Raw genomic sequence first — 24,554 nt, forward strand, 5'->3', positions numbered from 1 at the left:
TACGGAGAGGGCACGGAGGCGGACGATGGACGAGGCACGGGCGCGGGACGTACTGGGCGCGGCGAAGGTCCTGCCGGTCCCGGCCGGGGACGCGCGGCTCCTCGCCCTCGGCGAGAACGCGGTGTTCGCCGCCGGTGAGCTGGTGGTCAAGGTGGGCCGGGACGCCGAGCTGCTGGACCGGGCCCGGCGCGAGCTGGCCATCGCCGCCTGGCTGGCCGGGGCGGACGTGCCCGCGGTGCGGGCGGCCGAGCCGGAGCCGCTGCTGGTGGAGGGGCACCCGGTGACGGTGTGGCACCGGCTGCCCGATGCCGTGCGGCCGGCCGCGCCCCGTGACCTGGCCCGGCTGCTGCGGACCGTGCACGAGCTCGACGCGCCCGGCTTCGCGCTGCCGCCCCGGGAACTGCTGGGCGGTGTGGAGCGCTGGCTGCGGCTCGCGGGCGAGGCGGTCGACCCGGAGGACGCCGCGTACCTGCGCGAGCGCCGGGACGGGTTCGCGGCCGCCGCCGCCGCGCTGACGCCCCGTCTGACGCCCGGGCCGATCCACGGGGACGCGCTGCCGCGCAATGTGCACGTGGGACCCGACGGGCCGGTGCTGGTGGACCTGGAGACCTTCTCCTCGGACCTGCGCGAGCACGACCTGGTGGTGATGGCCCTGTCCCGGGACCGCTACGGGCTGCCCGCGGAGGCGTACGACTCCTTCGTCTCGGAGTACGGATGGGATGTGCGGGAGTGGGAGGGGTGCTCGGTGCTGCGGGGGGCCCGGGAGACGGCGAGCTGCGCGTGGGTGGCTCAGCACGCGCCCGGCAATCCGAAGGCGCTGGCCGAGTTCCGGCGGCGGGTCGGGTCCCTGCGGGACGGGGACGAGGCTGTGCGGTGGTATCCGTTCTGAGGGAGCGGGTGTCGTGCCGGCGCCCTGTGCCGGCGCCCTGTGCCGGGGCCCCGCGCCGGTGGTGCGTCACGGGATCGCGGCGGCCCGGCGCTCACGGGGCGCCTCCCCCACCAGCGGGCCGGGGGCGTCGACGGCCGGGCGGGCCCGGCCGGCCGCGGTCACGCCCGGGCGTTGTCCGGGACCGGGCGGATGGGCCAGGTGCCGTCGACGACCGCCGTCTCATCGCCCTTGCGGCGCAGGAAGGACTGGAAGTCCGCCGCCCACTCGGCGTACCACTCGATCTGACGGGTGTGCAGCTCCGCCGCGCCGAGGCCGGCGATCTTGGGGTGGCGGTCGGCTATCGCGGAGGCGAGGCGGGCCGCGGCGAGGGCGTCGGCGCAGGCGTCGTGGGCCGCGTCGAGGACTATGCCGTACTCCGCGCAGACCGCCTCCAGGTTCCGCTTGCCGCGGCGGTAGCGGTCGGCCCGGCGGTCGATCGTGTAGGGGTCGATCACCGGGCCGGGGGCCGCGCCCCCGAGGCGGTCCGAGAGCGACGGCAGACCGTGGCGGCGCAGTTCGGCGGAGAGCAGGGTGAGGTCGAAGGCCGCGTTGTAGGCGACCACCGGGACGCCGCCGCGCCAGTAGGACACCAGCACGTCCGCCATGGCGTCGGCCACCCGGTCGGCCGGGCTGCCCTCGGCAGTGGCGCGTTCGTTGCTGATGCCGTGCACGGCGACCGCGTCGGCCGGTATCTCCACGCCCGGATCCGCCAGCCACTCCCGGCGGCCCATCGGCTCGCCGGCCCTCACCTCGATGACCGCGCCGGTGACGATGCGCGCCTCGTGCGGGTCCGTGCCGGTGGTTTCCAGGTCGAAGCCGATCAGCAGCTCCCGGTGCCAGCCCATGGGCGGCCCCCCTTCTTGGTGGTGCTTTCCCCCAGTGGCTCCCACCATCGCACGCGGCACTGACAACCCGGTGACCGCGTTCCGCTTGCCCGCGTGGACAGTTCAGGACACCGGGCGCGAATCCGCCCAGGACAGCTCGAACTCCTCGCGGTATGTCGGGAAGATTCCGGCATCGTCGGCGTCGTCCGACTTGAGCACCTTGCTGCCGCCCCGCAGCACCAGCACCGGCGACTCCATCCCGCGAGCCCCGCGCAGATAGGACTGCACCACGCCGATGCCGTCCGCGCCGTCGCCGTCCACCAGGTAGGCGGTGAAGCGGGGCGTCTCGTCGTAGACCTGGATCTCGAAGGCGCCCGGGTCGCGCAGCCGGGACCGCACCCGGCGCATGTGCAGGATGTTCATCTCGACGGACCGGCTCAGTTCGCCCCGTTTCATCCCGAGTTCGCGCTCCCGGCGCTTGACCGCGCTGGAGGCCGGGTTGAGGAAGAGCAGCCGCACCCGGCAGCCGGACTCGGCGAGCCGGACCAGCCGGCGGCCGGAGAAGTTCTGCACCAGCAGGTTGAGCCCTATGCCGATGGCGTCGAGCCGGCGGGCGCCCCCGAACAGGTCCTCGGCCGGGAACTGCCGCATCAGCCGCACCCGGTCGGGGTGGACGGCGACCACGTCCGCGTACCGGTCGCCGACCAGGTCCTCCACCGCGTCGACCGGCAGCCGGCGCGCGGAGGGCACGTCACCGCCCGCGCCGAGCATCTCCAGCAGCCGGGCCGAGGCCCGCTCGGCCTGGCCCAGCACCGCCGCGGACAGGGCCCGGTTGCGGGAGACGACGTTGCGGGTCACCTCGAGTTCGTCCAGGGCGAGTTCGACGTCCCGGCGCTCGTCGAAGTACGGCTCGAAGCACGGCCAGTGCTGCACCATCAGCTCGCGCAGCTGGGGCAGCGTGAGGAAGCTGAGCACGTTGTCGTCGGCCGGGTCGAGCAGGTAGCCCTTGCGGCGGCTGACCTCGCGGACGGCGACCGCCCGCTGCACCCACTCCTGCCCGGCGGGGCCGGCCGCGGCCACCACCCAGTCGTCGCCGTGGACGGGTTCGTACACGGGCCGCAGCACGGCGGCCACCACCGCGCGCAGCCGCTGCTCGACCAGGTTCAGCCAGATGTAGGCCCGGCCCGCCCGCTGGGCGCGGACGCGCACCTCGAGCCAGGCGTCGGCGTCCCAGTCCAGCTCCGGCCCGATGGACCCCGTGGCGTCCATCGGGCGGGCCAGGGACACCGCGCCGGGCGGGACGTCCGTGGAGTTCCCCTCGTGACCCTCGCCACCAGGGGGCAGCTCCAGCCCTCCCGCGCCCACCCGCGCACCGCCTTCCGCCACCCCGGGCCTTCCCCACGTCAACGATCAAGGAAGGGTACTCCGGGAGCGGTCGGCGATGCAGCCGGATGGACAGGTCGGTTTCTCAACTACGCGGACGCCAGTGGCCGTTCTGCCATGCCAGCTCGTCCGGCGTGAGCGGATTCATAGCCGTCACATCACGTGGGGCGATGGCGAAACCCTGCCAGTGGACCGGCATGGGCTGCTGGTCCTCGTCCCGGGCTATGTGGTGGAAGCCGACGTTCATCCAGACCACCGGGTGAGTGAGGGTCTGCCCGTTGACCCACTTGTCCACGGACTTCGGATGACCGCTCGCACAGCCGGGGTTGTTGCTGGCGAACCGCTCGCACTTGTCGTACTGGGTGAAGTACACGTCGTGCTTGGTGAAGCTGCGGCCCGGGTACCTCGTGGTGGGGCCGGGGACGATCTCGTAGGAGCGCGCGTGCCCGTCCTTGTTCTTGCCGGACGCGCTGACCACCCGCCACCAGCGGTAGGTCTTGGCGTCGCCCGCGAGCTCCTTGGTGATCTTGGTGCGGGTGGTCTTGGCGGTGGGCGCCTGCCGGCCGGGGGCGGCCGGGGTGACGGCCGAGTCGTACTGCTCGACCTTCGTCTTCGAGGAGCCGTCGAGGCCGAAGTCCAGCCGCCAGAACACGTTGTGGCTGTGGCTGGTGGCGTAGGCCTTGGCGCCCTTGCCGATGGGCCAGCCGCGGCCGTCGCCGGCGTCGTAGTCCTCGTAGGAGAGGCTGCCGGTGGCGCCGACGTTCATGTTGACGGTGCCGTCGTCCTGGAAGCGCCACTCGGTCATGTACTCGTACCAGCCGACCTGGTTGACCGTGTAGACGAGCAGGTCCTTGCCCTGCGCCTGGAAGACCTTGTTGGCCGTGTCGCCCTGCATGCGGTAGGCGTGGCCGCGCGAACGCGTGGTGGTGCACAGGCCCTTGACGTCCGGGTGGTCCGGGTCCCAGGAGTCGGGCACCCGGACGGTGGTGATGGTGCCGCCGGGGCACTCGCCGGGCGCCAGGTTCACCAGGCCCTGGGCGAAGCCGAAGCCCGTCAGGTCGTCGTACTCGACGCTGCCGTCGTCGTAGGGGACGTCGATCTGGGCGAGGCGGGCGCTGTTGAGCACCTTGATCGGCTTCGGCTCGCCCTTGGGCTGGTAGGAGACGTTCTCCAGGACCAGCCCGGCCTTGCTGTCGTAGCGCCAGCACATCCGCCAGGTGGTGCCGCTGGAGAGCTTCTGCTCGATCCGGTAGGCGGGGCTGCAGTCGGCGGCGGCTGCCGGGGCGGCCTGCGGCCGGGCGGCGGCCGGGCCGGCCCCGGCCGCCACGCCGGCGGCCAGCGCGGCCACGGTGAGGCCGACGGCCGCCCGCGTGCGGGCATGGCTGGTCACCCGCGGCCCGTGGCCGCCGGTCGAACTGTGTACACGCATGACGAAGTTGCTCCCTCGCAGGAGATGCGGTTCGGACGAAGTGGACGGGGGCGGGGCTCAGTGGCGTTCGAGCCGGCCCACCTTGCGGGCGCTGAGGTCGACGACCAGCCACCTGGCGTCGATCCAGGGGCCGTTCTTGACCTTGGGGAACAACCGCACGCAGCGGTGTTCACCGCACTTGCCGAGCACGGCCGGCTGCCCGCCCGGAGTGGCGCGGTAGACGGCGCCGTTGAGCTGCAACTGGTCCGGGGAGGTCAGCTCGTGGCCGGTGGCGTCCCGGTAGTCCGCCTTGAGGCCCGCGCCCAGCGGGTCGGCGATCAGCAGCCGGGCCGCCTCGGCGTTCTCCGCCCGGCTCAGCGGCGGCTGGACTCCCTTGCTGGTGACGGTGGCGACGACCTTGCCGGTCGCCAGGTCGACCGTCCTGGTGATGAGCGCATCGCTCCGGTAGTCGTAGAAGCTCACGTCGGCCCGGCGCGGCGCTCCCGGGTCGTCGAGTTCGTCCGTCTCCGGATCGGCCAGGTCGACGCTCAGGCGCTGCGGACCCGGGTGCCCGTCCACGTTCTCGCCGGCGCCGAGCGTCCGTCCGCTCAGGGCGATGCTCTCGACGCGCCGGATCTCGTCGTCGGTCAGCGGGTCGCGGCCCGTGCCCTTCTTCCCCTCGGCCGGCGCCTGCCGCACGACGCCCGGCGGGACCTCGCCCGGTCCCCGCCCCTCCTGCCGGGCGGCCTGCGTGCCGCCGCCGCCCTCGCTCCCGCCCGTTTCGCCGGCTCCCGCCGTGCCGGGCAGGGTGACCCCCACCATCACCGCGGTCCCGGCCACGGCCAGCGCCGCGCCGGCCACGACCTTGCCCAGGTGCCGGTGCACTGTCTCGCGCACATCCTCCCCCTGCTCCCCCAAGATCCCCGGGGGTACGTGTATCCCCACTGATTCGGCACACGGCGGGTACACGAGTCGCCGTATGCACTGGTCGGCCGGTAAGAGGGCAGTAAGTCTCGGGAGGTTCCCTCACTTTCGGGGAGACTCGAAGCCATCGCGCCCCCCAGCGGGGCCGCACACCTGGAAGAGTCGTGGTCATGCAGGTCTGGCCTGGAGAGGCGTATCCGCTCGGCGCCACGTACGACGGCGCCGGAACCAATTTCGCGGTCTTCACGGAGGCCGCGCACCGAGTAGAGCTGTGTCTGCTGCACGACGACGGCTCGGAGACGGCGGTGGAACTGCGCGAGAGCGACGCTTTCGTGCGGCACGCGTACGTGCCGGGGGTGATGCCGGGGCAGCGGTACGGGTTCCGGATGCACGGCCCGTACGACCCCGCGCGCGGGCTGCGCTGCAACTCGGCGAAGCTGCTGCTCGACCCGTACGCGAAGGCGGTCAGCGGGTCGGTGTCGTGGGGCGAGGAGGTGTACGGCTACCACTTCGGCGCCCCGGACCGGCGCAACGACCTGGACTCGGCGCCGCACACCATGACCTCGGTGGTGATCAACCCCTACTTCGACTGGGGCGACGACCGGCCGCCGCACACCGACTACCACCGCACGGTGATCTACGAGGCCCATGTGAAGGGCCTGACGATGACCCACCCCGGACTCCCGGAGGAACTGCGGGGCACGTACGCGGCACTGGCGCACCCCGCGATCATCGAGCACCTGACCAAGCTGGGCGTGACGGCGCTCGAACTGATGCCCGTGCACCAGTTCGTGAACGACCACCGGCTGGTCGACATGGGACTGAACAACTACTGGGGCTACAACACCATCGGCTTCTTCGCCCCGCACAACGCGTACGCGTCCTGGGGCGACCGGGGCCAGCAGGTGCTCGAGTTCAAGTCGGCCGTTCGGGCGCTGCACGAGGCCGGGATCGAGGTGATTCTGGACGTCGTCTACAACCACACGGCCGAGGGCAACCACCTGGGCCCGACGCTGTCCTTCAAGGGCATCGACAACCCCTCGTACTACCGGCTCACCGACGACCCGCGCTACTACATGGACACCACGGGCACCGGGAACTCGCTGCTCATGCGGTCCCCGCACGTGCTCCAGCTCATCATGGACTCGCTGCGGTACTGGGTCACCGAGATGCACGTGGACGGCTTCCGCTTCGACCTGGCCGCGACCCTGGCCCGGCAGTTCCACGAGGTGGACCGGCTGTCGTCGTTCTTCGACCTGGTGCAGCAGGACCCGGTGGTCTCCCAGGTGAAGCTGATCGCCGAGCCGTGGGACGTGGGCGAGGGCGGCTACCAGGTGGGCAACTTCCCGCCGCTGTGGACCGAGTGGAACGGCAAGTACCGCGACACGGTCCGCGACCTGTGGCGGGGTGAGCCGCGGGCGCTCGCGGAGTTCGCCTCCCGGCTGACCGGCTCCTCCGACCTCTACCAGGACGACGGCCGCCGGCCGCTCGCCTCGATCAACTTCGTCACCTGCCACGACGGGTTCACCCTGCACGACCTCGTCGCCTACAACGACAAGCACAACGAGGCCAACGGGGAGGAGAACCGCGACGGCGAGAGCCACAACCGGTCCTGGAACTGCGGGGCGGAGGGCGAGACCGAGGACCCGGAGGTGCTGGGCCTGCGCGCCCGGCAGATGCGGAACTTCTTCGCCACCCTGATGCTGTCCCAGGGTGTGCCGATGATCAGCCACGGGGACGAGTTCGCCCGCACGCAGGGCGGCAACAACAACGCCTACTGCCAGGACAACGAGGTCTCCTGGGTCCGGTGGCCGCAGGTCCCGGACGGGGAGCCGCCGGAAGGGGACCCGTCGCAGGAGGTGTCCCCGGAGGGGGACCTGCTGGAGTTCGTCCGCGCGATGGTGTGGCTGCGCCGGGACCACCCGGTCTTCCGGCGGCGGCGCTTCTTCCACGGGCGTCCGGTGGAGGGCACCACCCACGACGAGCTGTCCGACATCGCCTGGTTCACCCCCGAGGGCAGCGAGATGACGCAGCAGGACTGGGACTCGGCGCCGGCGTCCGCGCTGACCGTGTTCCTCAACGGCAACGCCATCTCCGAGCCCGGTCCGCGCGGGGAGCGGATCGCCGACGACTCCTTCCTGCTGATGTTCAACGCCTCCCCCGGGCCGCTGGACTTCCAGGTGCCGGTCGACCACGGCCGGCAGTGGCAGGTGGTCGTCGACACGGCCCGCCCGGACGGGGTGCCGCCGGGCACGGGCCCGAAGGTGGCGGCCGGCGACCGCATCACCCTGCCGGACCGCAGCCTGACCGTGCTGCAGCGGCCCGCCTAGGCCGGCCCCGCGGGGGGCGTGCGCGCTCCGGCGTGCGCCCCCCGCGTGCGGAGGGGATGACACGAAATCCGGTGCGCTGGGTACGTAGGGTTCCATGACTGCTGCGCGCCCCGGACCCGAGGTACCCACCGCCACCTACCGCCTGCAACTCCAGCCCTCGTTCCCGTTCGCCGCCGCCGCCGCGGCGGTCCCCTACCTGGCGTCGCTGGGCGTCTCGCACCTGCACCTGTCCCCCGTCCTCGAATCCGTCCCGGGGTCCACGCACGGCTACGACGTGGTGGACCACACGCGGGTGCGCGAGGAGCTGGGCGGCGAGGACGGACTGCGCGCGCTGGCGCGGACCGCGCGGGAGCACGGCCTCGGCCTGGTGCTCGACATCGTCCCGAACCACATGGCCATGGCGCCCCGGTACAACCGGGCCCTGTGGGAGGTGCTGCGCGAGGGGCCCGAATCGCCGTACGCGCGCTGGTTCGACATCGACTGGGAGGCGCAGGGCGGCCGGGTGCTGCTGCCGGTGCTCGGCGGCCCGGTCGGCTCCGAGCTGGACCGGCTGGTGGTCGACGGGGACGTGCTGCGCTACCACGACCACGTCTTCCCGCTGCGCGAGGGCACCGCGCATCTCCCGCTGCCCCGGCTGCTGGACGCGCAGTGGTACCGCCCGGTGTGGTGGCGCCTGGCCCGCACCGAGCTGAACTACCGGCGCTTCTTCAGCATCTCCGAGCTGATCGGAGTGCGCGTGGAGGACCCGGAGGTGTTCGGCGCCACCCACGCCAAGATCCTCCAGCTGCTCCACGAGGGCGTGGTCGACGGGCTGCGCGTCGACCACCCCGACGGGCTCGCGGACCCGGGCGGCTATCTGCGGCGGCTGCACGAGGCGACCGGCGGGCGCTGGACCGTCGTGGAGAAGATCCTCGCCGACGGTGAGCAGCTGCCCGCCGACTGGCCGGTGGCGGGCACCACGGGCTACGACGCCCTGCGTCACGTCGACGGCCTGTTCACCGACCGTACCGGGGCCTACGAGCTGCTCGGGCGCTACCGGGCGTTCGCGGCGCCGCAGACCGACCGGGGCGGCAACTGGGACGCCACCGTCCGGCGCGCCGCCTACAAGGTGCTCACGCACGAGCTGGCCACCGAGACCGACCGGCTCACCCGGGTGGCCGCCCGGCTGTGCGCCGCCTCGCCGGACCCGTCGCTGCGCGACCGTGCGCCGTGGGCGCTGCGCACGGCCGTGGAGGAGCTGCTGGTGCGGATGCGGGTCTACCGGCCCTACGGCTGCGAGGACGCCGCCGCCGTCATCACCGAGCAGGCCGCCGAGGAGGCCCGGCTCGCCTTCGTGGTGCCTGAGGAGGCGGACGCGGTCGGCATCGTGCGGCGGCTGCTCGTCGGGGAGCCGGGCGACGCCTCGGCGCCGGACCACGCCGGCCGGGCCGAGTTCTGCGCCCGGTTCGCCCAGACCGCCTCGGCACTGCGCGCCAAGGCCGTGGAGGACACCGCGTTCTACCGCTACGTGCCGCTGCTGTCGGCGGCCGAGGTGGGCGGCGACCCGGGCTCGCCCGGGGTGTACCCGGACGACTTCCACGCGTACTGCGCGCGCGTGCAACGCGACTGGCCCGCCACCGGCACCGTCGTCACCACCCACGACACCAAGCGCAGCGCGGACGTGCGCGCCGCGCTGGCCGTGCTCACCGAGTGCCCGGACCGCTGGGCGAAGGTGCTCGCGGAGGTGTCCCGGGCCGAGGCGGGCGCCCCGGACGGGCAGCTCGCCTGGGCGGCCTGGCAGACCGTGTTCGGGCTCGGCCCGGCGGAGGAGGAACGGGTCCGGCAGGCGCTGCTCAAGCACGTCCGCGAGGCGGGGATGTACACGAGCTGGACCGAGCAGGAGCCGTCGTACGAGGAGGCGGTGGCCGCCTTCCTCACGGCGGGCCCGTGCGGTCCGCCCGGCGAGCGGGTGGCCGCTCTGCGCAAGTCGCTGGAGCCGCACATCCGGGCGAACGTCCTGGGCACCGCGCTGGTCCAGCTCACGATGCCGGGGGTGCCGGACGTGTACCAGGGCACGGAGAGCGAGTACCGGGCGCTGGTCGACCCCGACAACCGGCGGCCGGCGCCGTTCCCGCCGCCGGTGCCGGGCGAGAAGGACGCGCTGACGGCGGCGGCGCTGCGGCTGCGCGCCCGCCGGCCCGGCGCGTTCGGCACGGCGGCGTCCTACGCCCCGCTGGCGGCGGACGGGCCCGCGGCGGAGCACTGCCTGGCGTTCACTCGTTCGGGTGAGGTGGTCACGGTGGTGACCCGGCTGTCGCTGCGGCTGGCGGAGTCGGGCGGCTGGCGGGACACCTGGCTGGAGCTGCCGCCCGGGCGGTGGACGGACGCGCTGAACCCGGGACGGGAGTTCACCAGGGACACGCGCGTGGCGGACCTCCTCGACCGGTTCCCGGTGGCCCTGCTGGAGCGTTCCGGGGAGGGCTGAGGCCCTCGGGTGGAGGCGTCCGGGCGCCCCCGTGCGGCCACCGGCGATGTTCTTGACAGTTCCCCCGAGCCGTGCGGCACTGGGAGGGCGAAGCCGGTTGGACAAGTCGGGGGTGAGTCTCCTGCCGGAGCTGCGCTATCCCAGCGTTCCCCAATTGGTCGCCTCCGCACGGGCGCTGGCCGCCGCGGAGCCCCGGCTGTGCGCGCTCAGGCAGGTGGGCGCCTCGCGGGCCGGCCGGCCCCTGCACCTGCTGTCGGTGGGGCACGCCCGCCGGGCGGTGCTGGTGGTGGCGGGCGCCCACGCCAACGAGCCCACCGGCGGCAGCACCCTGCGGGCGCTGGCCGAACGGGTGCTGGCCGCGCCGGAGTTGCGGGCGGACACCTCCTGGCACTTCCTGCTGTGCGCGGACCCGGACGGCGCCAGTCTGCACGTGACCCCGGCGCCGCGCAGCCTGCTCGACTACCACCGGGGCTTCTACCGGCCCACCGGCGCCGAGCAGCCCGAGTGGTCGCCCGCGGTGCTGCCGCCGGACCGGCTGCCGCCCGAGACGCGGGCCCTGACCGGGGTGATCGACGAGCTGCGCCCCTACCTCCAGGCGACGCTGCACGGCACCGATCTGGGCGGCAGCTGGGTGCAGTTGACGAGGGACGTGCCCGGGCTCGCCGAACCGTTCGCCAAGTCGGCGGCCGAGCTGCACATACCAGTGGAGACGGGCGCCTCGGACGCGGCGGGCTGGCCGGCCTCGGGGCCCGGGGTGCATGTGATGCCCGGCCCCGAGAGCGGTGTCGCCTACCCGAGCCTGCCGGACGACGCCCGGCACAGCACCTGGTACCACGCGCACCGCTACGGCGGTCTGACCGCCGTGGTGGAGGTGCCGATGTGGGCGAGCGACCTGGTGGGCGACCCGGCGCCGCACCCGGCGCCGGCCGCGGCGATGCGGCGGCTGGCGGCACGGCTGCTGCGGGACGCACTGGAGATCGAGCGGGTGTTCGAGGACGCGCTGCCCCGGCTGCGGGACGCCGACGGGCCGCTGCTGCGGGCCGCGCGCTGGGTGCTGGAGCTGATGCCGGGGCTGGCGGCCGACTGGGTCCAGACCCAGCCGGCCGGCACGACGATGGCCTACGTCGGCAGTGTGGACGCCTTCGGGCGGCGGCTGCCGCTGCGGGCGGCGGCGATGCTGCTGCGGGTGCTGCGGCAGACGGACGACCGGGCGGCCCCCGTCCTGGAGCGGCTCGTCGCCTGCTGGTGCGAGGCCTACGCGGCGCGCTTCCAGGCCCGCTGGGTGCCGTTGGCGCATCAGGTGGAGCACCAGTCGCGGACGGTTCTGGTGGCGGCCCGGCAGGCCCGGGAGCGGACCGGGTGAGGCACCACCGGGGCGGGGGCGGGCGCGCCGGACCGCGCCCCGGCGGTCCACCGGACGGGTTGTGGTCCCCGTCAGTCGTCCAGGGCGAAGACCGCACCTGTGCGCGCGTTCATGACGCACTTGCTGGTGTAGGTCTCCTGGAACCGCACGGGCCGCCCCTGCCACTGCCCGTGCGCCCGGGCGGTCACCGGGGCGAAGATCATCGGGCAGAACACGTTCTTCTGCGGGATGCGCGCGATGTCCCCGCCGGCGGCGGCCAGTTCGGCGCAGGCGTCGGCCGCGTGCGGGTGCCCCTGGGGCGGGTCGCACAGCAGCAGGGTGCCGTGGGACTCGGCGGAGGGGCTCTCGCCGCGGGTGACGGTGAGGTGGAGCCAGTCGCCGGACGGTGTGGCGCGGGAGGCGGCCTGGGCCGGTCCCGCGGCGAGGAGGCATGCGGCGGCCAGCACGGCGGCGGCGGCCGCCGCGGTCGCTCGGGTGATGTAGGTCATGTCCGGTGCATCGGCACGGCGGCCGGTGTTCCCCACCCCGCTCACCCGAACGGAACCGCGCGGGCGGACGACGCGGGCGTGGGCCGGTCAGGCCTCCCGGTGCGCCGCCAGCCGGAACGCGGTCCGGCCGAAGGCGACCTGGTCGCCCACGCGGACCACGACGGCGCCGATCACCCGGCGGCCGTTGACGGTGGTGCCGTTGGTGGAGCCGAGGTCGCGGAGGATCCACACCCCGCCCTGGTGGCGCAGCTCGGCGTGCACCCGGGAGACGGTGTCGTGGTTCAGGCGCAGCCCGTTGGCGGGATCGCGGCCGATGCGCAGCGGGTGGCCGCCCGCCGGGTGCGGCAGCAGCAGCTTGGGCAGCCGCTCGGCCTGCCAGGCCCGGCGCAGCCGTACGGTGAAGCCGGAGACGGCCTCGACGGTGCCGAACAGCGCGCGCGAGAAGCGGTTCTCGGTGGGCAGGTCGGCGGTGAGGGCGGCGAGTTCGTCCGCGCCGCGGGCGGCGAGCGCCAGTTCCATGCGGCGCACGAAGGTGTCGTGCGAGAGACGGCCCATGGCGGCGCCGTCCCGCAGCGCCCGCAGCGCCTTGTCGCGCTCCGCGTCGGACAACCGCGCGGGTTGCAGGGGGAACTCGAAGGACGACGTCACGCTGGTGATTGTCAGGGGTGTGAACCCCCGGTGTCCAGAATCGGGGAAAACGGTGCCGGGGCACGGGTACCCGCGCGACATCCGCCGGGAAAGCCGTGATTCGAGAGCGGATTGATCGCTTTGGCGGCACGATGGACGCACTACATCACGGTGAGCAGACGAAGGGGAACCGTCCGTGCAGTTCGAGGTGTGGGCACCGCAGGCAGACCGTGTGACGCTCCATTGCGACGGCGCCACAGGCGCGTTGGAGCGCGATCCGCAGCGGGCCGGCTGGTGGTCGGGACAGGCGAGGGCCCGGGACGGCTCGCGGTACGGGTTCGCGCTGGACGACGGTCCGGTGCTGCCCGACCCGCGCTCGCGCCGGCAGCCGGACGGCCCGGACGGCCTGAGCGCGGTCGTCGACCACGGGCAATACGCGTGGCGTGCCGTGTGGGCGGGGCGGGGGCTGCCGGGGGCGGTGCTCTACGAGCTGCACGTGGGCACGTTCACCCGCGAGGGCACTCTGGACGCGGCCGCGGCCCGGCTGGAGCACCTGGTGGAACTGGGCGTCACCCACGTGGAGTTGATGCCGCTGTGCCCGTTCCCGGGGCGGCACGGCTGGGGGTACGAGGGGGTGTCGCTGTGGGCGGTGCACGAGCCGTACGGCGGCCCGGAAGCGCTGAAGCGGTTCGTGGACCGGGCGCACGAACTCGGTCTGGCCGTGGTCCTGGACGTCGTGCACAACCACCTGGGCCCGTCCGGCAACTACCTGCCGCTGTTCGGGCCGTACTTCACCGACACCCACCACACGCCGTGGGGCTCGGCGGTGAACCTCGACGCGCCCGGCTCGGACGAGGTGCGCGCGTTCCTGGTGGGCAGCGCGCTGGCGTGGCTGCGGGACTACCGGATCGACGGGCTGCGGCTGGACGCCGTGCACGCCCTGCACGACACGCGCGCGCGGCACTTCCTGGAGGAGCTGTCCGCCGCCGTCGACGGCCTCGCGGACGAACTGGGCCGCCCGCTGTCGCTGATCGCCGAGTCCGACCTGAACGACCCGCGGTTCATCACCCCGCGCACGGAGAACGGCCTCGGGCTGCACGCGCAGTGGAACGACGACTTCCACCATGCCGTGCACACCGCGCTGACCGGTGAGTCCCAGGCCTACTACGCCGACTTCGCGCGGGACCCCTTCGCGGCCCTCGCCAAGACGCTCACCGGCGGATACTTCCACGACGGGACGTACTCGAGCTTCCGCGGGCGGGTCCACGGCCGGCCGCTGGACCGCGCCCGGGTGGCCGGGCACCGGCTGCTGGGCTACAGCCAGACCCACGACCAGATCGGCAACCGGGCGCAGGGGGACCGGCTTGCCGCCCACCTCTCCCCCGGCCTGCTGGCCTGCGCGGCCGCCCTCACGCTGACCGCGCCGTTCACGCCGATGCTGTTCATGGGCGAGGAGTGGGCGGCGGGCACCCCCTGGCAGTTCTTCACCGACCACACGGACCCGGAGCTGGCCGAGGCGGTGCGCCGGGGCAGGCGCCGGGAGTTCGCGCAGCACGGCTGGGCCGAGGAGGACGTGCCGGACCCGCAGGACCCGGCGACCCGGGAGCGGTCCTGCCTGGACTGGTCGGAGCCGGACCGCGAGCCCCACGCGCGCGTGCTCGCCTGGTACCGGCGGCTGATCGCGCTGCGCCGGGAGCAGCCGGACCTGACCGACCCCGACCTCGCCGACACCAAGGTGGCCCACGACGCCGAGGCCCGCTGGCTGGCGTTCCGGCGCGGGGACGTCCGGGTGGCGGTGAACCTGGGCAAGGAGCCGGCCGCGATCCCGCTGGGCACCGGCCGGGTGGAGGTCCTCGCCGCGTGGGACCCGGTGCGGGCCCCGGGCCCGGACGGGCTGCTGCAGGTGCCCGGGGAGTCGTGCGTGGTGCTGATCCAGCCCTGAGGCCGGGGCTACGGCGCGGTGTCGTCGTCCTTGAACTCGGTCACCCGCTCCAGCAGGATCGGCTCCCAGGCGCGCCGCAGCCGGCTGCGCAGCAGGGGCAGGGGGCCGGGGGCGCGGCCCTCCAGGTGGCCGGCGAGCCGCAGGACGGTGTCGCAGCGGGCGAGCCACAGGCCCCGCAGGCAGGGACGGGGGCCGTAGCCGGCGAGGGTGGCGGCGCGCACGGCGGCCGGGGCGCCGACGGCCACGGCGAGCCCGGCGATGTTCTCGGCGGGGTCGCCGAGAACCGCCTCGGTCCAGTCCAGCACGCCGCGCACCCGGCCATCGGCGCTGACCACCACGTGCTCGCCGATGAGGCCGTGGTGGGTCAGCACCTCGGTGCCGTGCCGTGCGGCGAGCTGGGCGGCGCCGGGCGGAGTGAGGTGGAGCCGGGTGGCGTCGAACTCGTCGGCGTGGGCGAGCCGCGCGGCCGCCTGCACGGCCATGCGGCGCAGCGCGTCCAGCGAGCGCGGGGCGCCGTGCGGCACTCCGAGCGCCTCGGCCCGCCGCACCGGCACCTCGCGCAGGCCGCCGAGCAGCCCGGCGAGGTCTGCCTCGCCTACGGCGGAGACGTCGTGCTCGTCGGCGGTGCCGCCGGGCACCACCGTGTCGAGGGTGCAGGCGAGGCCGGGCGCCCAGTCGCCGTGGGCGACGCTGACCGGGACGGTGACGGGCACGTGCGGGCGGACCAGGTCGCGCAGGCGCAGTTCCCGGCGGCGGCGCTCGGAGGCCTCCCGGTCGGGGGCGAGGCGCAGCACGTGGCGGGTGCCGACCCACCAGGTGTGCTCGTGGCCTTCGCCGACGGGACGGACGTCCGGTCCCCCGGTCATGTCGCCGTCCCCGCCGTCGCCGTCGTGGAGCAGTGAACGGACCAGTCGGCGGACGGTGTCCGCGGTGGGTGTCGGTGCCTGGGTCATGGGTCGCGCGCAGCCGTTTCCGATCCGTCGTCGAGGGTTTGTCTCCCGGTGGCCTCAGTCCACCACGACCATCTCACGGGTGGTGTTGTTGAGGCGCCGGCCGCCGTCCTCGGTCACCGTGACGATGTCCTCGATGCGCACGCCGAAGCGGCCGGGCAGGTAGACGCCGGGCTCCACGGAGAAGCACATGCCGGGCACCAGGGGCTGTTCCTCACCCTCGATCATGTACGGCGGCTCGTGCGTGGTGACGCCGATGCCGTGCCCGGTGCGGTGGATGAAGTACTCGCCGTACCCGGCGTCGGCGATGACCGCACGGGCGGCGCGGTCGACCTCCTGGCAGGCCGCCCCCGGCCGCACGGCACGGAAGCCGGCCTCCTGCGCGGCGCGGACGACGTCGTGGACCCGGCGCTCCTCCTCGGTCGGCTCGCCGACGTGCACCGTGCGGGTGGTGTCCGAGCCGTAGCCGTCCTTGAGGCCGCCGAAGTCGAGGACGACCATGTCGCCCCGCCGGATGACGCGGTCGCCGACCTCGTGGTGGGGGTTGGCGCCGTTGGGGCCGGAGCCGACGATGGTGAAGTCGACCTGGGAGTGCCCGAATCGGCGCAGCAGACCGGCGAGGTCGTGGCCGACGTCGGACTCGCGGCGGCCGGCGAACGGCATGTTCCGGATCTCCTCGAACGCCTGGTCCGCGGCGGCTCCGGCGGCCGCCAGGAGTTCCAGCTCGGCGGCGTCCTTGACGGCGCGCAGCATGGGCAGGGCGTCGGTGAGGGCGGCGTAGGAGGTGCCGGGCAGGATGCGCTGCAGGCCCAGCAGGTGCATCGCCCAGGTGTTGTCGCTGATGCCGAGGCGGCCGTGGTCCTGAAGGAGGCCGGCGGTCACGGCGTACGGGTCCTTGGCGTCGGTCCAGTCGCGCAGGGTGAGCGCGGACGCGGCGGGCGCCCGTTCGGCGTCCGGCGCCTCCAGGGTGGGCACGACGAGCACGGGGTCGCGTCCGGGGGTGAGCACGAGCACGGTGAGCCGCTCGGTGACCGCGGTGGGCGTGTAGCCGGTCAGCCAGACCATGTCAGGGCCGGGTGCGACGAGCAGTCCGGCGAGGCCGGCGTCGGCGGCGGAGCGCGCGGCGCGCTCCATGCGGGCCCTGTAGTCGTCGGCGGTGAAGGGCGCGGGCGTACTGCCGGTCATCCGGGCCTCCGAGCGCGTTCGGGGTGAGGGTGCGAAGCGGTTCCGGGCAGCATCCTGCCCGGCCGGACCGGGCGGCGCGAGCCGATCGCGAAGTCCGCGCACGCGTGCCCCGTCAGGTCACCACCCCCGGTACCGCGGTGAGCTGCTGGTAGCCGCCGCCGCTGTGGCGCACGGTGAGGGTGACCGGGGTGCCGGGCCGGGTCCGGGCCACCGCCTGGGCCAGGTCGGCGGCGGTGTCCACGCGCGCGGCGCCGACCCGCAGCAGGACGTCGCCGCGGACCAGGCCCGCCGTGTAGCCGGGGCCGGGCACATGGACGCCGGTCACGAGCGCGCCCGCCTTCTCGGCGTCCACGGCCTCCACGCCCAGCGTCGCTCCGGTCCTGAAGTCGGCGGGGCCCGGCGGGGCGGAGGCCGCCTGGCGGCCGGCGGGTGCGGGGGCGGCCGGGTGGCCGGGCTCCGGGGCGGCCTGCCGGCGCGGCTCGGCCGGCCGGCCCAGGCCGGCCACGGTGGCGCCCACCGTGCCGACGACCGCCCCGCAGAGCAGCAGGACGGTCCCGGCCAGCAGTCCGAGCAGCAGGGTCCTGAGCCGCCGGCCGCGCCGGTTCCCGGCGTGCGGCCGCCTGGCGACGGGGTCCGCCGCGGTGTCCGCCCGCCGCTCCCGGCCGGGCATCGGCCTGGGCCGCAACGCTGTCTGTTCCATGGTTCACTCGCCTCCGGATGGTGCCTACCCGGGGCGCCCGGCCGTGACGAGCCACGAAAGAGTGAGACTGCCCGGCGCGTGGCAGTCTCACGGACCGGTGCGCGGACCCCCGCCCGCCGGGCGCGCGGGCCGCACGGACGGCCGTCCGGACGGTGTGACGGCGGGCCGGCCCGGCCCGCCGTCGTGCCCGGCCGGTGGCCGCGCCCGGCCGGTCAGCCCGGGGACAGCGCCGGCACGCCGGGGGCCCGGCCCGGCAGGAAGCCGTGGGCGCGGCTGCCGAGCCACTCGGCCTTGTACCGGTCCACCTCCCGGTGCCAGTTCAGGATGCCCGCCATCCAGTTCTGCAGGTCCAGGACATAGCCGTCCATGGCCGCGCGCGCCTCGGCGGACAGCTCGAAGTCCTCGTACAGGACCGGCAGTTCGTGCGCGACGATGTGCTCGAACTGCCGCATGCGCTGCGTCGTCAGGTCGTGGACGACGCCGAGCGCGGCCGGGTAGCCGACGCCGAAGAAGTTCTGCACCACGAGCACCGCGTTGTGGATCTCGCCCTCGTACTCGATCTCCTTCTGGTACGAGAAGACGTCGTTGAGGAGGCAGGCGTAGTCGACGGCGGCGTTCTCCAGTGAGCGCACCGGCCCGCTGCGGTAGACCTCGGGCGGGATCGCCGGGCCGTGGCCCATGCGGCACAGGCTCAGGGTGAGGTCGGAGCCGAAGGTCGAGCGCCGCATCTCCAGGTAGTCGACCGGGTCGGGGACGCGGTGCTGCGCCTGGTTGGACAGTTCCCACACCCAGCTCTCGGTCATCGCGTCGACCGCCGCCTTGAAGGTGCGCCGCTGGTCCGGCGTCATGGACGCGGTCGTGCGCGCCCACAGGTCGGTCAGACCGCGCTCCATGGCGCTCGCCGGGACGACGCCGGGTCCGCCCTCGACCGGCATGCACGCGGAGAGCCGCGCCGTGGTCAGCCGGGCGGCGGCCAGGTCCCGGCGGTGGCCGTACACCAGGGGGTAGTAGTCGTCGCCGTAGGTGCCCCAGGCGAGCCACTGGGCGCTGAGGTCGAGGGCCTCCGGGGTGGCGTCCGGATCGAGGCCGGCGGAGCAGAGCGCGAGGTCGTAGGCGGCGAGCTTGTCCTCGTCCCAGACGCCCTCGGCGAGGATGCCCGTACGGTGCGACCAGGTGACGAGATTGCGGCGGGCGGTGTCCAGATGGGGGCTCAGCGCCAGCTCGTACGGCATGTGGAAGTCGGGCAGCCGGGACGGGCCGACCTTCTGGTAGGGCACGTGCGCGTACGCGCGCAGGCGTTCCGCCGCGGCCGCGGCGAGCAGCGCGCCGACGTCGGCGGCGAAGGCCCCGGGGCCGCTGGGCGGCTGACAGGGGGAGTTGGAGCGGGCGCCCTCGTTCATGTAGCGGCTGGAGCGCAGGTGCCATTCGTGGCCGCCGGACTGCCAGTCCTGCAGGCCCTTGGCGTAGGCGGCGACCGCGGCGGCCTCGCCGGGCGCGAGTCCCTTCTCCAGGGCCACGGCGGGCACTTCGGTGAGCGCGGTGTGCTCGAACTGGTGCAGCCGGGAGGTGAGGATGTCGTTGACGGTGTCGGCGGCCTCCTGGGTGGTGCAGCCGAAGAAGTTCTCCAGCACGAGGACGCCGTTGCTGTTCTCGCCCTCGTCCTCGACCTCCCGCTGGTAGGAGAAGAGGTCGTTGCGCAGGTGGACCGCGTCGGAGAAGGTCTCCATGAGCACCCTGAGCGGCCGGGTGCCGGCGACGGCGGCGGGCACCTCGGCGGTGGCGTACTCCACCAGGCCCGCCGACCAGGGGGCGCCGCCCACCTTGCGGCGCATCTCGATGTACTCGACCGGGTTGGCGATCCGCCCCTCGTTGATGTTGGACAGCTCCCACAGGGACTCGTTGAGCAGGTGCTCGGTGGCCACGGAGAAGCGGCGGCGCCAGTCGACGGACATCGACGGGACCGTGCGCCGCCACAGGTCGGCCAGGCCCGCCTCGACCGGGTTCTCCGGCTCCGGCACGGGCGCGGCCGGGTCGAGCGGCATGAACAGGGGCAGGCGGTCCAGGTGGGCCTTGCCGGCGGCGCGGTCCTGGGTGCGTTTGTACATGTCCAGGAAGTGGTCGTCGAAGAAGAACACCCACACGTACCAGTCGGTGACCAGCGAGAGGGCCGGCCCGTCGCAGTCGGGGTGGGTGTAGGCGCACAGGAGCCCGTAGTCGTGCGCCTCCAGGTCGGCCTGGTCCCAGACCCCGGAGCCCTCCAGCATGCCCATCTCGCGCGCCCACCCGGTCGAGTGGGCGCGCGCCTCGTCGAGGTGCGGGTTGAGCCGCGCCGGATACGGCATGTAGAAGTGCGGGAGTTCGAACGGCTGCGTCATGGCGGGGCCCTACCCGGCGCCCGTCGGGGGCATCCGGAACGCGGCGCATGATCACACCATCGCGTGAAATGCCATGGAAAGGGACAACTGACGTGGACGGTGACGGTGTTGGCCGCCCCCGGTCCCGGTGTGCGCCGTCGCGCCCGTCGGTGCTCTTGCCGGACGCCCGCGCGCGGGCCACGGTAGGAGCGTGACGACCTTGCCGCGAGCGGACGGGGGCGGGCCGGCGTGAGCGTGCGCGAGGCCCCGCCGGTGCCCGACGTCTTCGACCCGCGCCGGTACGCCGACGGGGTGCCGTACGCCGACTACCGGGTGCTGCGCGACCACCACCCGGTGGCCTGGCAGGAGGAGCCCGAGGTGCTGGGCTGGCCGGCCGGTCCCGGCTTCTGGGCGGTGACCCGGCACGCCGACGTGGTGCGCGTGCTCAAGGACGCGGCGGTCTTCTCCTCGCACCTCGGCGCCACCCAGATCAGGGACCCCGACCCGGAGGACCTGCCGTTCATCCGGCGCATGATGCTCAACCAGGACCCGCCGGACCACGGCCGGCTGCGGCGCCTGGTGAGCCGGGCGTTCACGCCGGGCCGCGTCGACCGGTTCGCGGCGGTCGCGCGTGAGCGGGCGCGCACGCTGCTCGCGCGGGCGGCCGGGCAGGCGCGCGCGGGCGACGGCACGGTCGACCTGGTGGCCGCCGTCACCGACGAGTACGCGCTGCTCAACCTGGCCGATCTGCTGGGCGTTCCGGAGGGCGACCGGGGCCTGCTGCTGCACTGGACGCGGCGGGTCATCGGCTACCAGGACCCGGACGAGGCCGCCGCCCCGGTGCTGGACGGCACGGGCCGACCGGTGAACCCGCGGTCACCGGCCGCGCTGCGGGACATGTTCGGCTACGCCCGGGAACTGGCCGCGCACAAGCGGCGGTTCCCCGCCGACGACATCCTGACGACCCTCGCGCACGACGAGGGTCTCGCGGGAGCCGAGCTGGAGATGTTCTTCTTCCTGCTCACCGTCGCGGGCAACGACACCGTGCGCGGCGCGGCCCCCGGCGGGCTGCTGGCGCTGCTGGAGCATCCGGACGCCTACCGGCGGCTGCGCGCCGGGGAGCTGGAACTCGGCCCGGCGGTGGAGGAGTTGCTGCGCTGGCACCCGCCCGTGCTGACCTTCCGGCGGACGGCCGCGCGGGACACCGAGCTGGCGGGCCGCCGGATCCGCGGGGGCGACAAGGTGGTGGTGTTCCACGCCTCCGCCAACCGCGACGAGCGGGTCTTCGCCGGCCCCGGCCGGCTGGACCTGGCCCGGACGCCCAATCCGCACGTCTCCTTCGGCGACGGTCCGCACGTCTGCCTGGGCGCCCACTTCGCCCGGCTGCAACTGCGGCTGCTGCACGAGGAGGTGCTGCGCGCACTGCCGTGCCCGCGGCCGGCCGGCCCGGCCCGCCGGCTGGTGTCCAACTTCATCAACGGCGTCAAGTCACTGCCGGTGCGCCTGGCCTGAGGCGTTCACCTGGATCAGCGCGTGGGTGCCCGCGGTGCGCCAGCGCTGCCCCTCGGCGGCGACCAGCGCCGCCTCGGCGTCCTCGGTGAGACCGGTGATCACGTCGGACTTCAGGGTCCGCAGGGCGGCGACCGGTCCGGGGAAGCCGGCGGTCACCTCCTGGAAGGAGGTGGTGGGCGGCCACCGCCGGTCGCCCACCAGGCGCCGGTAGTTGAGGTCGCCCTTGACGACGGTCAGGGTGGCCCGGCCGAACTCGGCCCGCAGGTCGTCCGGCAGGTCCGCGAACGGCAGCGGGGCGGCGGCGAAGGGGTGGGCGCGTACCGTGACCCGCCCGTCGGCCATGGCCGTCCAGAGCAGCCGCCCGTACTCCCCCGCCGCTCCGGGCGCCGCGACGAGCCGCCGCAGGGCGTCGACCACGTCGGCGGTGGTGGCGTCGGAGACGTAGTAGGGGTACGGCTTCACGTGGAGCACCGCCCTGGCGATCCGGCCCGCGCCGAGCAGGTGGGCGACGAGCAGCAGGTCGGGGACGAGTTCGCGGCCCGCGTTGTCGGCGACCAGGCAGAGCGTGCCGGTGCCGGAGGGCGGCAGCAGCGACCACAGGGTCCCGCTGTCGTCGGCGACCAGGGCGGGCGCCGGTCCGGCGGTCTCGGCACCGCCGGCGGAGAGCCGGAAGCCGAGGTCGGCGCGGTTGCCCCAGAGGGAGCCGTGCAGCAGGGCGTGGGCCCGGTCCGGTTCCGGCCGGTCGCGGAGCGCGTCGAGCGCGGCCAGTTCCGCACCGGTCTCCGGGGCGTCGAGTTCGGCGCGCTTGAACGGGCGGAACGGGTCGACGCCCTGCCAGGCGCCGGGGCCGAAGTAGCCGACGGCCTCCAGCAGCAGGCGGTAGAAGTAGCTCTCGGACCACAGCCACGGCACGTCGAACCAGGACCGTGCCACGTGGTCGTCCAGACCCCAGGCACGCCACCGCTCCAGGTCTTCCGCGTCCTCGGGCAGCGGTTCGATCACGCCGTCGACGCAGCTCTTCAGCAGGGCGTCCAGCGCCCGGTGCTGCCCGGGACCGTAGGGGAAGGCGTCCCGGACCCGCTGGATGATCGCGGGGTGCCGCTCGGCCAGCACGCTGTGCGGGAAGGAGCCGGGTTCGTTCGCGAGGAGCACGGGCGCGGCGGGTGTCTCGGGCATGCCCGCCACCGTATCCCGCGGGTCAGCCGATTCTGATCTCCCGCTCGAGCTGCGTGGCGAGGGTGAGGTAGCGGGGGCGGCGGTGCACCGGCACCACGCCCCGGATCATGAGGTACCACATCTCGGCCACCCGCCGGGGCAGCCGTCCGACCGGTTCGAGGGAACGGCCGGCGACCCGGGTGCCGATGAAGAAGCAGACGAGGGAGTGCGCGACGACGCCCACGTCTATCTCGGAGTGCACATCCGCCTCACGGACGGCGCCGGTGAACTTGCGGCCGGCGAACTCCAGCCACTCGTTGAACGGATGCCGCATCGGCGGCCGCACGGGCACGTCCGTGGTGGCCAGGCGCAGTCCGGCGCGCGGCACCGGGTCCTCGACGGCGAGCCGGGCCACGGCGAACGTGGCGCGCATCAGGGACTCCAGCGAGGAGTACCCGCGGCCCTCGACGTCGTCGACCACCTTCTGCGCGGCCCTGGACTGCAGATCCAGGATGGCGTGCGCGAGGTCCTCCTTGGCGGCGAAGTGGAAGTAGAGCGCCCCCTTGGTGACCTTCGCGTGCCCGACGATGTCGCTCAGGCTGGTGCACTCGTAGCCCTGCCGGTCGAACAGGTCGGCGGCGGCAGTGATGATCGTCGCCCGTGTCTGCTCAGCACGTAACTGCCTCGCCATCGAATGACCCCTCCTCGCGGCTCGACCGAACGGGACACGCGGTTTGTTTTGACCCCACGCACACGATAACTCACCCGGCGGCCAAGGGAGTCGACCTGACAGAACTTTGCCGAAGACGGTTCGCGCCCTGTGCGCGCCCCTCGGGCGCCCCTTGCGTTCCGCAAACGTTTTCCGTCGTTGAGCGACTGTTCCGCCGCTTCGACGGTTCCCGGAAGCCAAGTGGACGCCAGGTGCGACAGGGTCGGGCGGTCGGCGGCGGGCCGGCCGGTCCGCGGTACCCCCGAGAGGCGGAGCGGGCACCGAAACAGCCCAAGCGGTCTGTGCTGAACGCGGCCGGGCCGTCTCCCGTACTGGACACGGCAGACCTCGTTCCCGTGCCCGCCGAGGAGACCTCCCCGATGACCAGGACGACCGCCCGCCTGAGCGTCACGGCGGCCGCCGCGGCGGCCCCGCTCCTGCTGCTGCCGTGGGTGGCGGGATCCGCCCAGGCACACGGAGCCCCCACGGACCCGGTCAGCCGTGTGTACGCCTGCTCCCCCGAGGGCGGCGCCGCGAACCGGTCCGCGGCGTGCGGGGCGGCGGTCGCCGCGAACGGCGGCCCGTTCACCGCGTGGGACGACCTGCGGGTGGCGGGCGTGGCCGGCCGGGACCGGCAGGTGATCCCCGACGGCAGGCTGTGCAGCGGGAACCTGCCCGCCTACCGGGGGCTGGACCTGGCCAGGTCGGACTGGCCGGCGACCCGGCTCACTCCGGGCGGCCGGCTGACGATGACGTACGCCTCGACGATCGCGCACGCCGGGACCTTCCGGCTGTACCTCACCCGGCCCGGATACGACCCGCTCAAGCCGCTGGCCTGGTCCGATCTGCCCTCGCGGCCCTTCGCGGAGGTCAAGGACCCACCGCTGACGAACGGGGCGTACCACCTCCGGGCCACCCTGCCGAAGGACCGGACGGGGCGTCAGGTGCTGTACACCGTCTGGCAGAACAGCAGCACTCCGGACACCTACTACTCGTGCTCCGACGTGGTCTTCCCGCGGCGGGCAAGCGCGGCGGCGGCCACCCGGACGGCCACGGCCCCGCCTTCACCGGCGAGCGCGCGGCCCGGCCGGACGCCGGATGTCAGGCCCTCGGCTACGGCGTCCGCTCACGCCGCGGCCCCGGGCGGCGCACGGCCGGCCGGCGCGGGTGACGGCACGCCGGTGGCCGAGGCGACCCGCGCGGACGCGGGCCCCTCGGCTCCGTTGGCGGCGGGCGGCGCCGCCGCGGTGCTTGTGCTCGTCGCGGGCGCGGTGCTGGTCCCGCGGCTACGGCGGCGCTGAACGTCCG

At 74.2% G+C, this 24,554-nt stretch carries 19 protein-coding genes; 7 read left to right on the forward strand and 12 right to left on the reverse strand.

The genetic code is table 11. The features are described from left to right. The first annotated feature begins 25 nt into the window (after positions 1 to 25). Positions 26 to 889: a phosphotransferase enzyme family protein gene (locus TNCT1_RS10955; RefSeq protein WP_143630673.1), complete on the forward strand. Its 864-nt coding sequence runs from the start codon at positions 26 to 28 to the stop codon at positions 887 to 889. Positions 890 to 1,047: 158 nt separating this feature from the next. On the opposite strand, the gene TNCT1_RS10960 is transcribed toward TNCT1_RS10955, so the two are convergent. The 4 genes from TNCT1_RS10960 to TNCT1_RS10975 all read right to left on the reverse strand — a co-directional run bounded on the left by TNCT1_RS10960 (position 1,048) and on the right by TNCT1_RS10975 (position 5,440). Then, positions 1,048 to 1,773 (reverse strand): 3'-5' exonuclease, encoded by a 726-nt coding sequence (locus TNCT1_RS10960; protein ID WP_143630674.1) that lies wholly within the window; start codon positions 1,771 to 1,773, stop codon positions 1,048 to 1,050. A 102-nt stretch (positions 1,774 to 1,875) separates the two neighbouring features. Next, on the reverse strand, positions 1,876 to 3,117 hold the full coding sequence (locus tag TNCT1_RS10965) for an SAV2148 family HEPN domain-containing protein (RefSeq protein WP_143630847.1): 1,242 nt from the start codon (positions 3,115 to 3,117) through the stop codon (positions 1,876 to 1,878). A 103-nt stretch (positions 3,118 to 3,220) separates the two neighbouring features. After that, the gene (locus TNCT1_RS10970; protein ID WP_143630675.1) at positions 3,221 to 4,564 is read right to left on the reverse strand and encodes a copper amine oxidase; all 1,344 of its coding nucleotides are present in this window, start codon (positions 4,562 to 4,564) and stop codon (positions 3,221 to 3,223) included. Between the two features lie 57 nt (positions 4,565 to 4,621). Beyond that, positions 4,622 to 5,440 (reverse strand): Tat pathway signal sequence domain protein, encoded by an 819-nt coding sequence (locus TNCT1_RS10975; protein ID WP_143630676.1) that lies wholly within the window; start codon positions 5,438 to 5,440, stop codon positions 4,622 to 4,624. A gap of 197 nt (positions 5,441 to 5,637) precedes the next feature. On the opposite strand from TNCT1_RS10975, the gene glgX reads away from it, so the two are divergent. The 3 genes from glgX (at position 5,638) to TNCT1_RS10990 (ending at position 11,624) form a co-directional block, all read left to right on the forward strand. Then, on the forward strand, positions 5,638 to 7,797 hold the full coding sequence (gene glgX / locus TNCT1_RS10980) for a glycogen debranching protein GlgX (RefSeq protein WP_143630677.1): 2,160 nt from the start codon (positions 5,638 to 5,640) through the stop codon (positions 7,795 to 7,797). 94 nt (positions 7,798 to 7,891) lie between these two features. Then, positions 7,892 to 10,261, forward strand: a complete 2,370-nt coding sequence (gene treY, locus TNCT1_RS10985) for a malto-oligosyltrehalose synthase (RefSeq protein ID WP_143630678.1) — start codon at positions 7,892 to 7,894, stop codon at positions 10,259 to 10,261. Between the two features lie 112 nt (positions 10,262 to 10,373). After that, positions 10,374 to 11,624: a M14 family zinc carboxypeptidase gene (locus TNCT1_RS10990; RefSeq protein WP_143630679.1), complete on the forward strand. Its 1,251-nt coding sequence runs from the start codon at positions 10,374 to 10,376 to the stop codon at positions 11,622 to 11,624. Positions 11,625 to 11,695: 71 nt separating this feature from the next. On the opposite strand, the gene TNCT1_RS10995 is transcribed toward TNCT1_RS10990, so the two are convergent. Further along, positions 11,696 to 12,112 (reverse strand): SSI family serine proteinase inhibitor, encoded by a 417-nt coding sequence (locus TNCT1_RS10995; RefSeq protein WP_143630680.1) that lies wholly within the window; start codon positions 12,110 to 12,112, stop codon positions 11,696 to 11,698. Between the two features lie 87 nt (positions 12,113 to 12,199). Further along, positions 12,200 to 12,760 (reverse strand): DUF1707 and FHA domain-containing protein, encoded by a 561-nt coding sequence (locus TNCT1_RS11000; protein WP_143630681.1) that lies wholly within the window; start codon positions 12,758 to 12,760, stop codon positions 12,200 to 12,202. Between the two features lie 175 nt (positions 12,761 to 12,935). Between TNCT1_RS11000 and treZ the strand changes: the two genes are divergently transcribed. Then, positions 12,936 to 14,681: a malto-oligosyltrehalose trehalohydrolase gene (gene treZ / locus TNCT1_RS11005; protein WP_143630682.1), complete on the forward strand. Its 1,746-nt coding sequence runs from the start codon at positions 12,936 to 12,938 to the stop codon at positions 14,679 to 14,681. Positions 14,682 to 14,689: 8 nt separating this feature from the next. Here treZ and TNCT1_RS11010 read toward each other — a convergent pair whose 3' ends face one another. The 4 genes from TNCT1_RS11010 to cyc2 form a co-directional block, all read right to left on the reverse strand. Next, positions 14,690 to 15,634 (reverse strand): aminoglycoside phosphotransferase family protein, encoded by a 945-nt coding sequence (locus TNCT1_RS11010; RefSeq protein WP_143630683.1) that lies wholly within the window; start codon positions 15,632 to 15,634, stop codon positions 14,690 to 14,692. A gap of 54 nt (positions 15,635 to 15,688) precedes the next feature. Further along, the gene (locus TNCT1_RS11015; protein ID WP_143630684.1) at positions 15,689 to 16,816 is read right to left on the reverse strand and encodes an aminopeptidase P family protein; all 1,128 of its coding nucleotides are present in this window, start codon (positions 16,814 to 16,816) and stop codon (positions 15,689 to 15,691) included. Positions 16,817 to 16,928: 112 nt separating this feature from the next. Further along, positions 16,929 to 17,516: a PDZ domain-containing protein gene (locus TNCT1_RS11020; protein WP_143630685.1), complete on the reverse strand. Its 588-nt coding sequence runs from the start codon at positions 17,514 to 17,516 to the stop codon at positions 16,929 to 16,931. A 212-nt stretch (positions 17,517 to 17,728) separates the two neighbouring features. Then, positions 17,729 to 19,891: a germacradienol/geosmin synthase Cyc2 gene (gene cyc2 / locus TNCT1_RS11025; protein WP_143630686.1), complete on the reverse strand. Its 2,163-nt coding sequence runs from the start codon at positions 19,889 to 19,891 to the stop codon at positions 17,729 to 17,731. 228 nt (positions 19,892 to 20,119) lie between these two features. Here cyc2 and TNCT1_RS11030 point away from each other — a divergent pair, with 228 nt between their 5' ends. Further along, positions 20,120 to 21,382: a cytochrome P450 gene (locus tag TNCT1_RS11030; RefSeq protein WP_143630687.1), complete on the forward strand. Its 1,263-nt coding sequence runs from the start codon at positions 20,120 to 20,122 to the stop codon at positions 21,380 to 21,382. Here the strand turns inward: TNCT1_RS11030 and TNCT1_RS11035 are convergent. Continuing rightward, a complete protein-coding gene (locus TNCT1_RS11035) occupies positions 21,359 to 22,558 on the reverse strand; it encodes a damage-control phosphatase ARMT1 family protein (protein WP_143630688.1) in 1,200 nt (399 codons plus the stop codon). The genes TNCT1_RS11030 and TNCT1_RS11035 overlap by 24 nt on opposite strands. A gap of 22 nt (positions 22,559 to 22,580) precedes the next feature. Then, positions 22,581 to 23,228 (reverse strand): ScbR family autoregulator-binding transcription factor, encoded by a 648-nt coding sequence (locus TNCT1_RS11040; protein ID WP_143630689.1) that lies wholly within the window; start codon positions 23,226 to 23,228, stop codon positions 22,581 to 22,583. 398 nt (positions 23,229 to 23,626) lie between these two features. On the opposite strand from TNCT1_RS11040, the gene TNCT1_RS11045 reads away from it, so the two are divergent. Next, positions 23,627 to 24,547: a lytic polysaccharide monooxygenase gene (locus tag TNCT1_RS11045; protein WP_143630690.1), complete on the forward strand. Its 921-nt coding sequence runs from the start codon at positions 23,627 to 23,629 to the stop codon at positions 24,545 to 24,547. Positions 24,548 to 24,554: the final 7 nt, after the last annotated feature.

The organism is Streptomyces sp. 1-11 (genome assembly GCF_007176755.1).
Classification (GTDB): Bacteria; Actinomycetota; Actinomycetes; order Streptomycetales; family Streptomycetaceae; genus Streptomyces.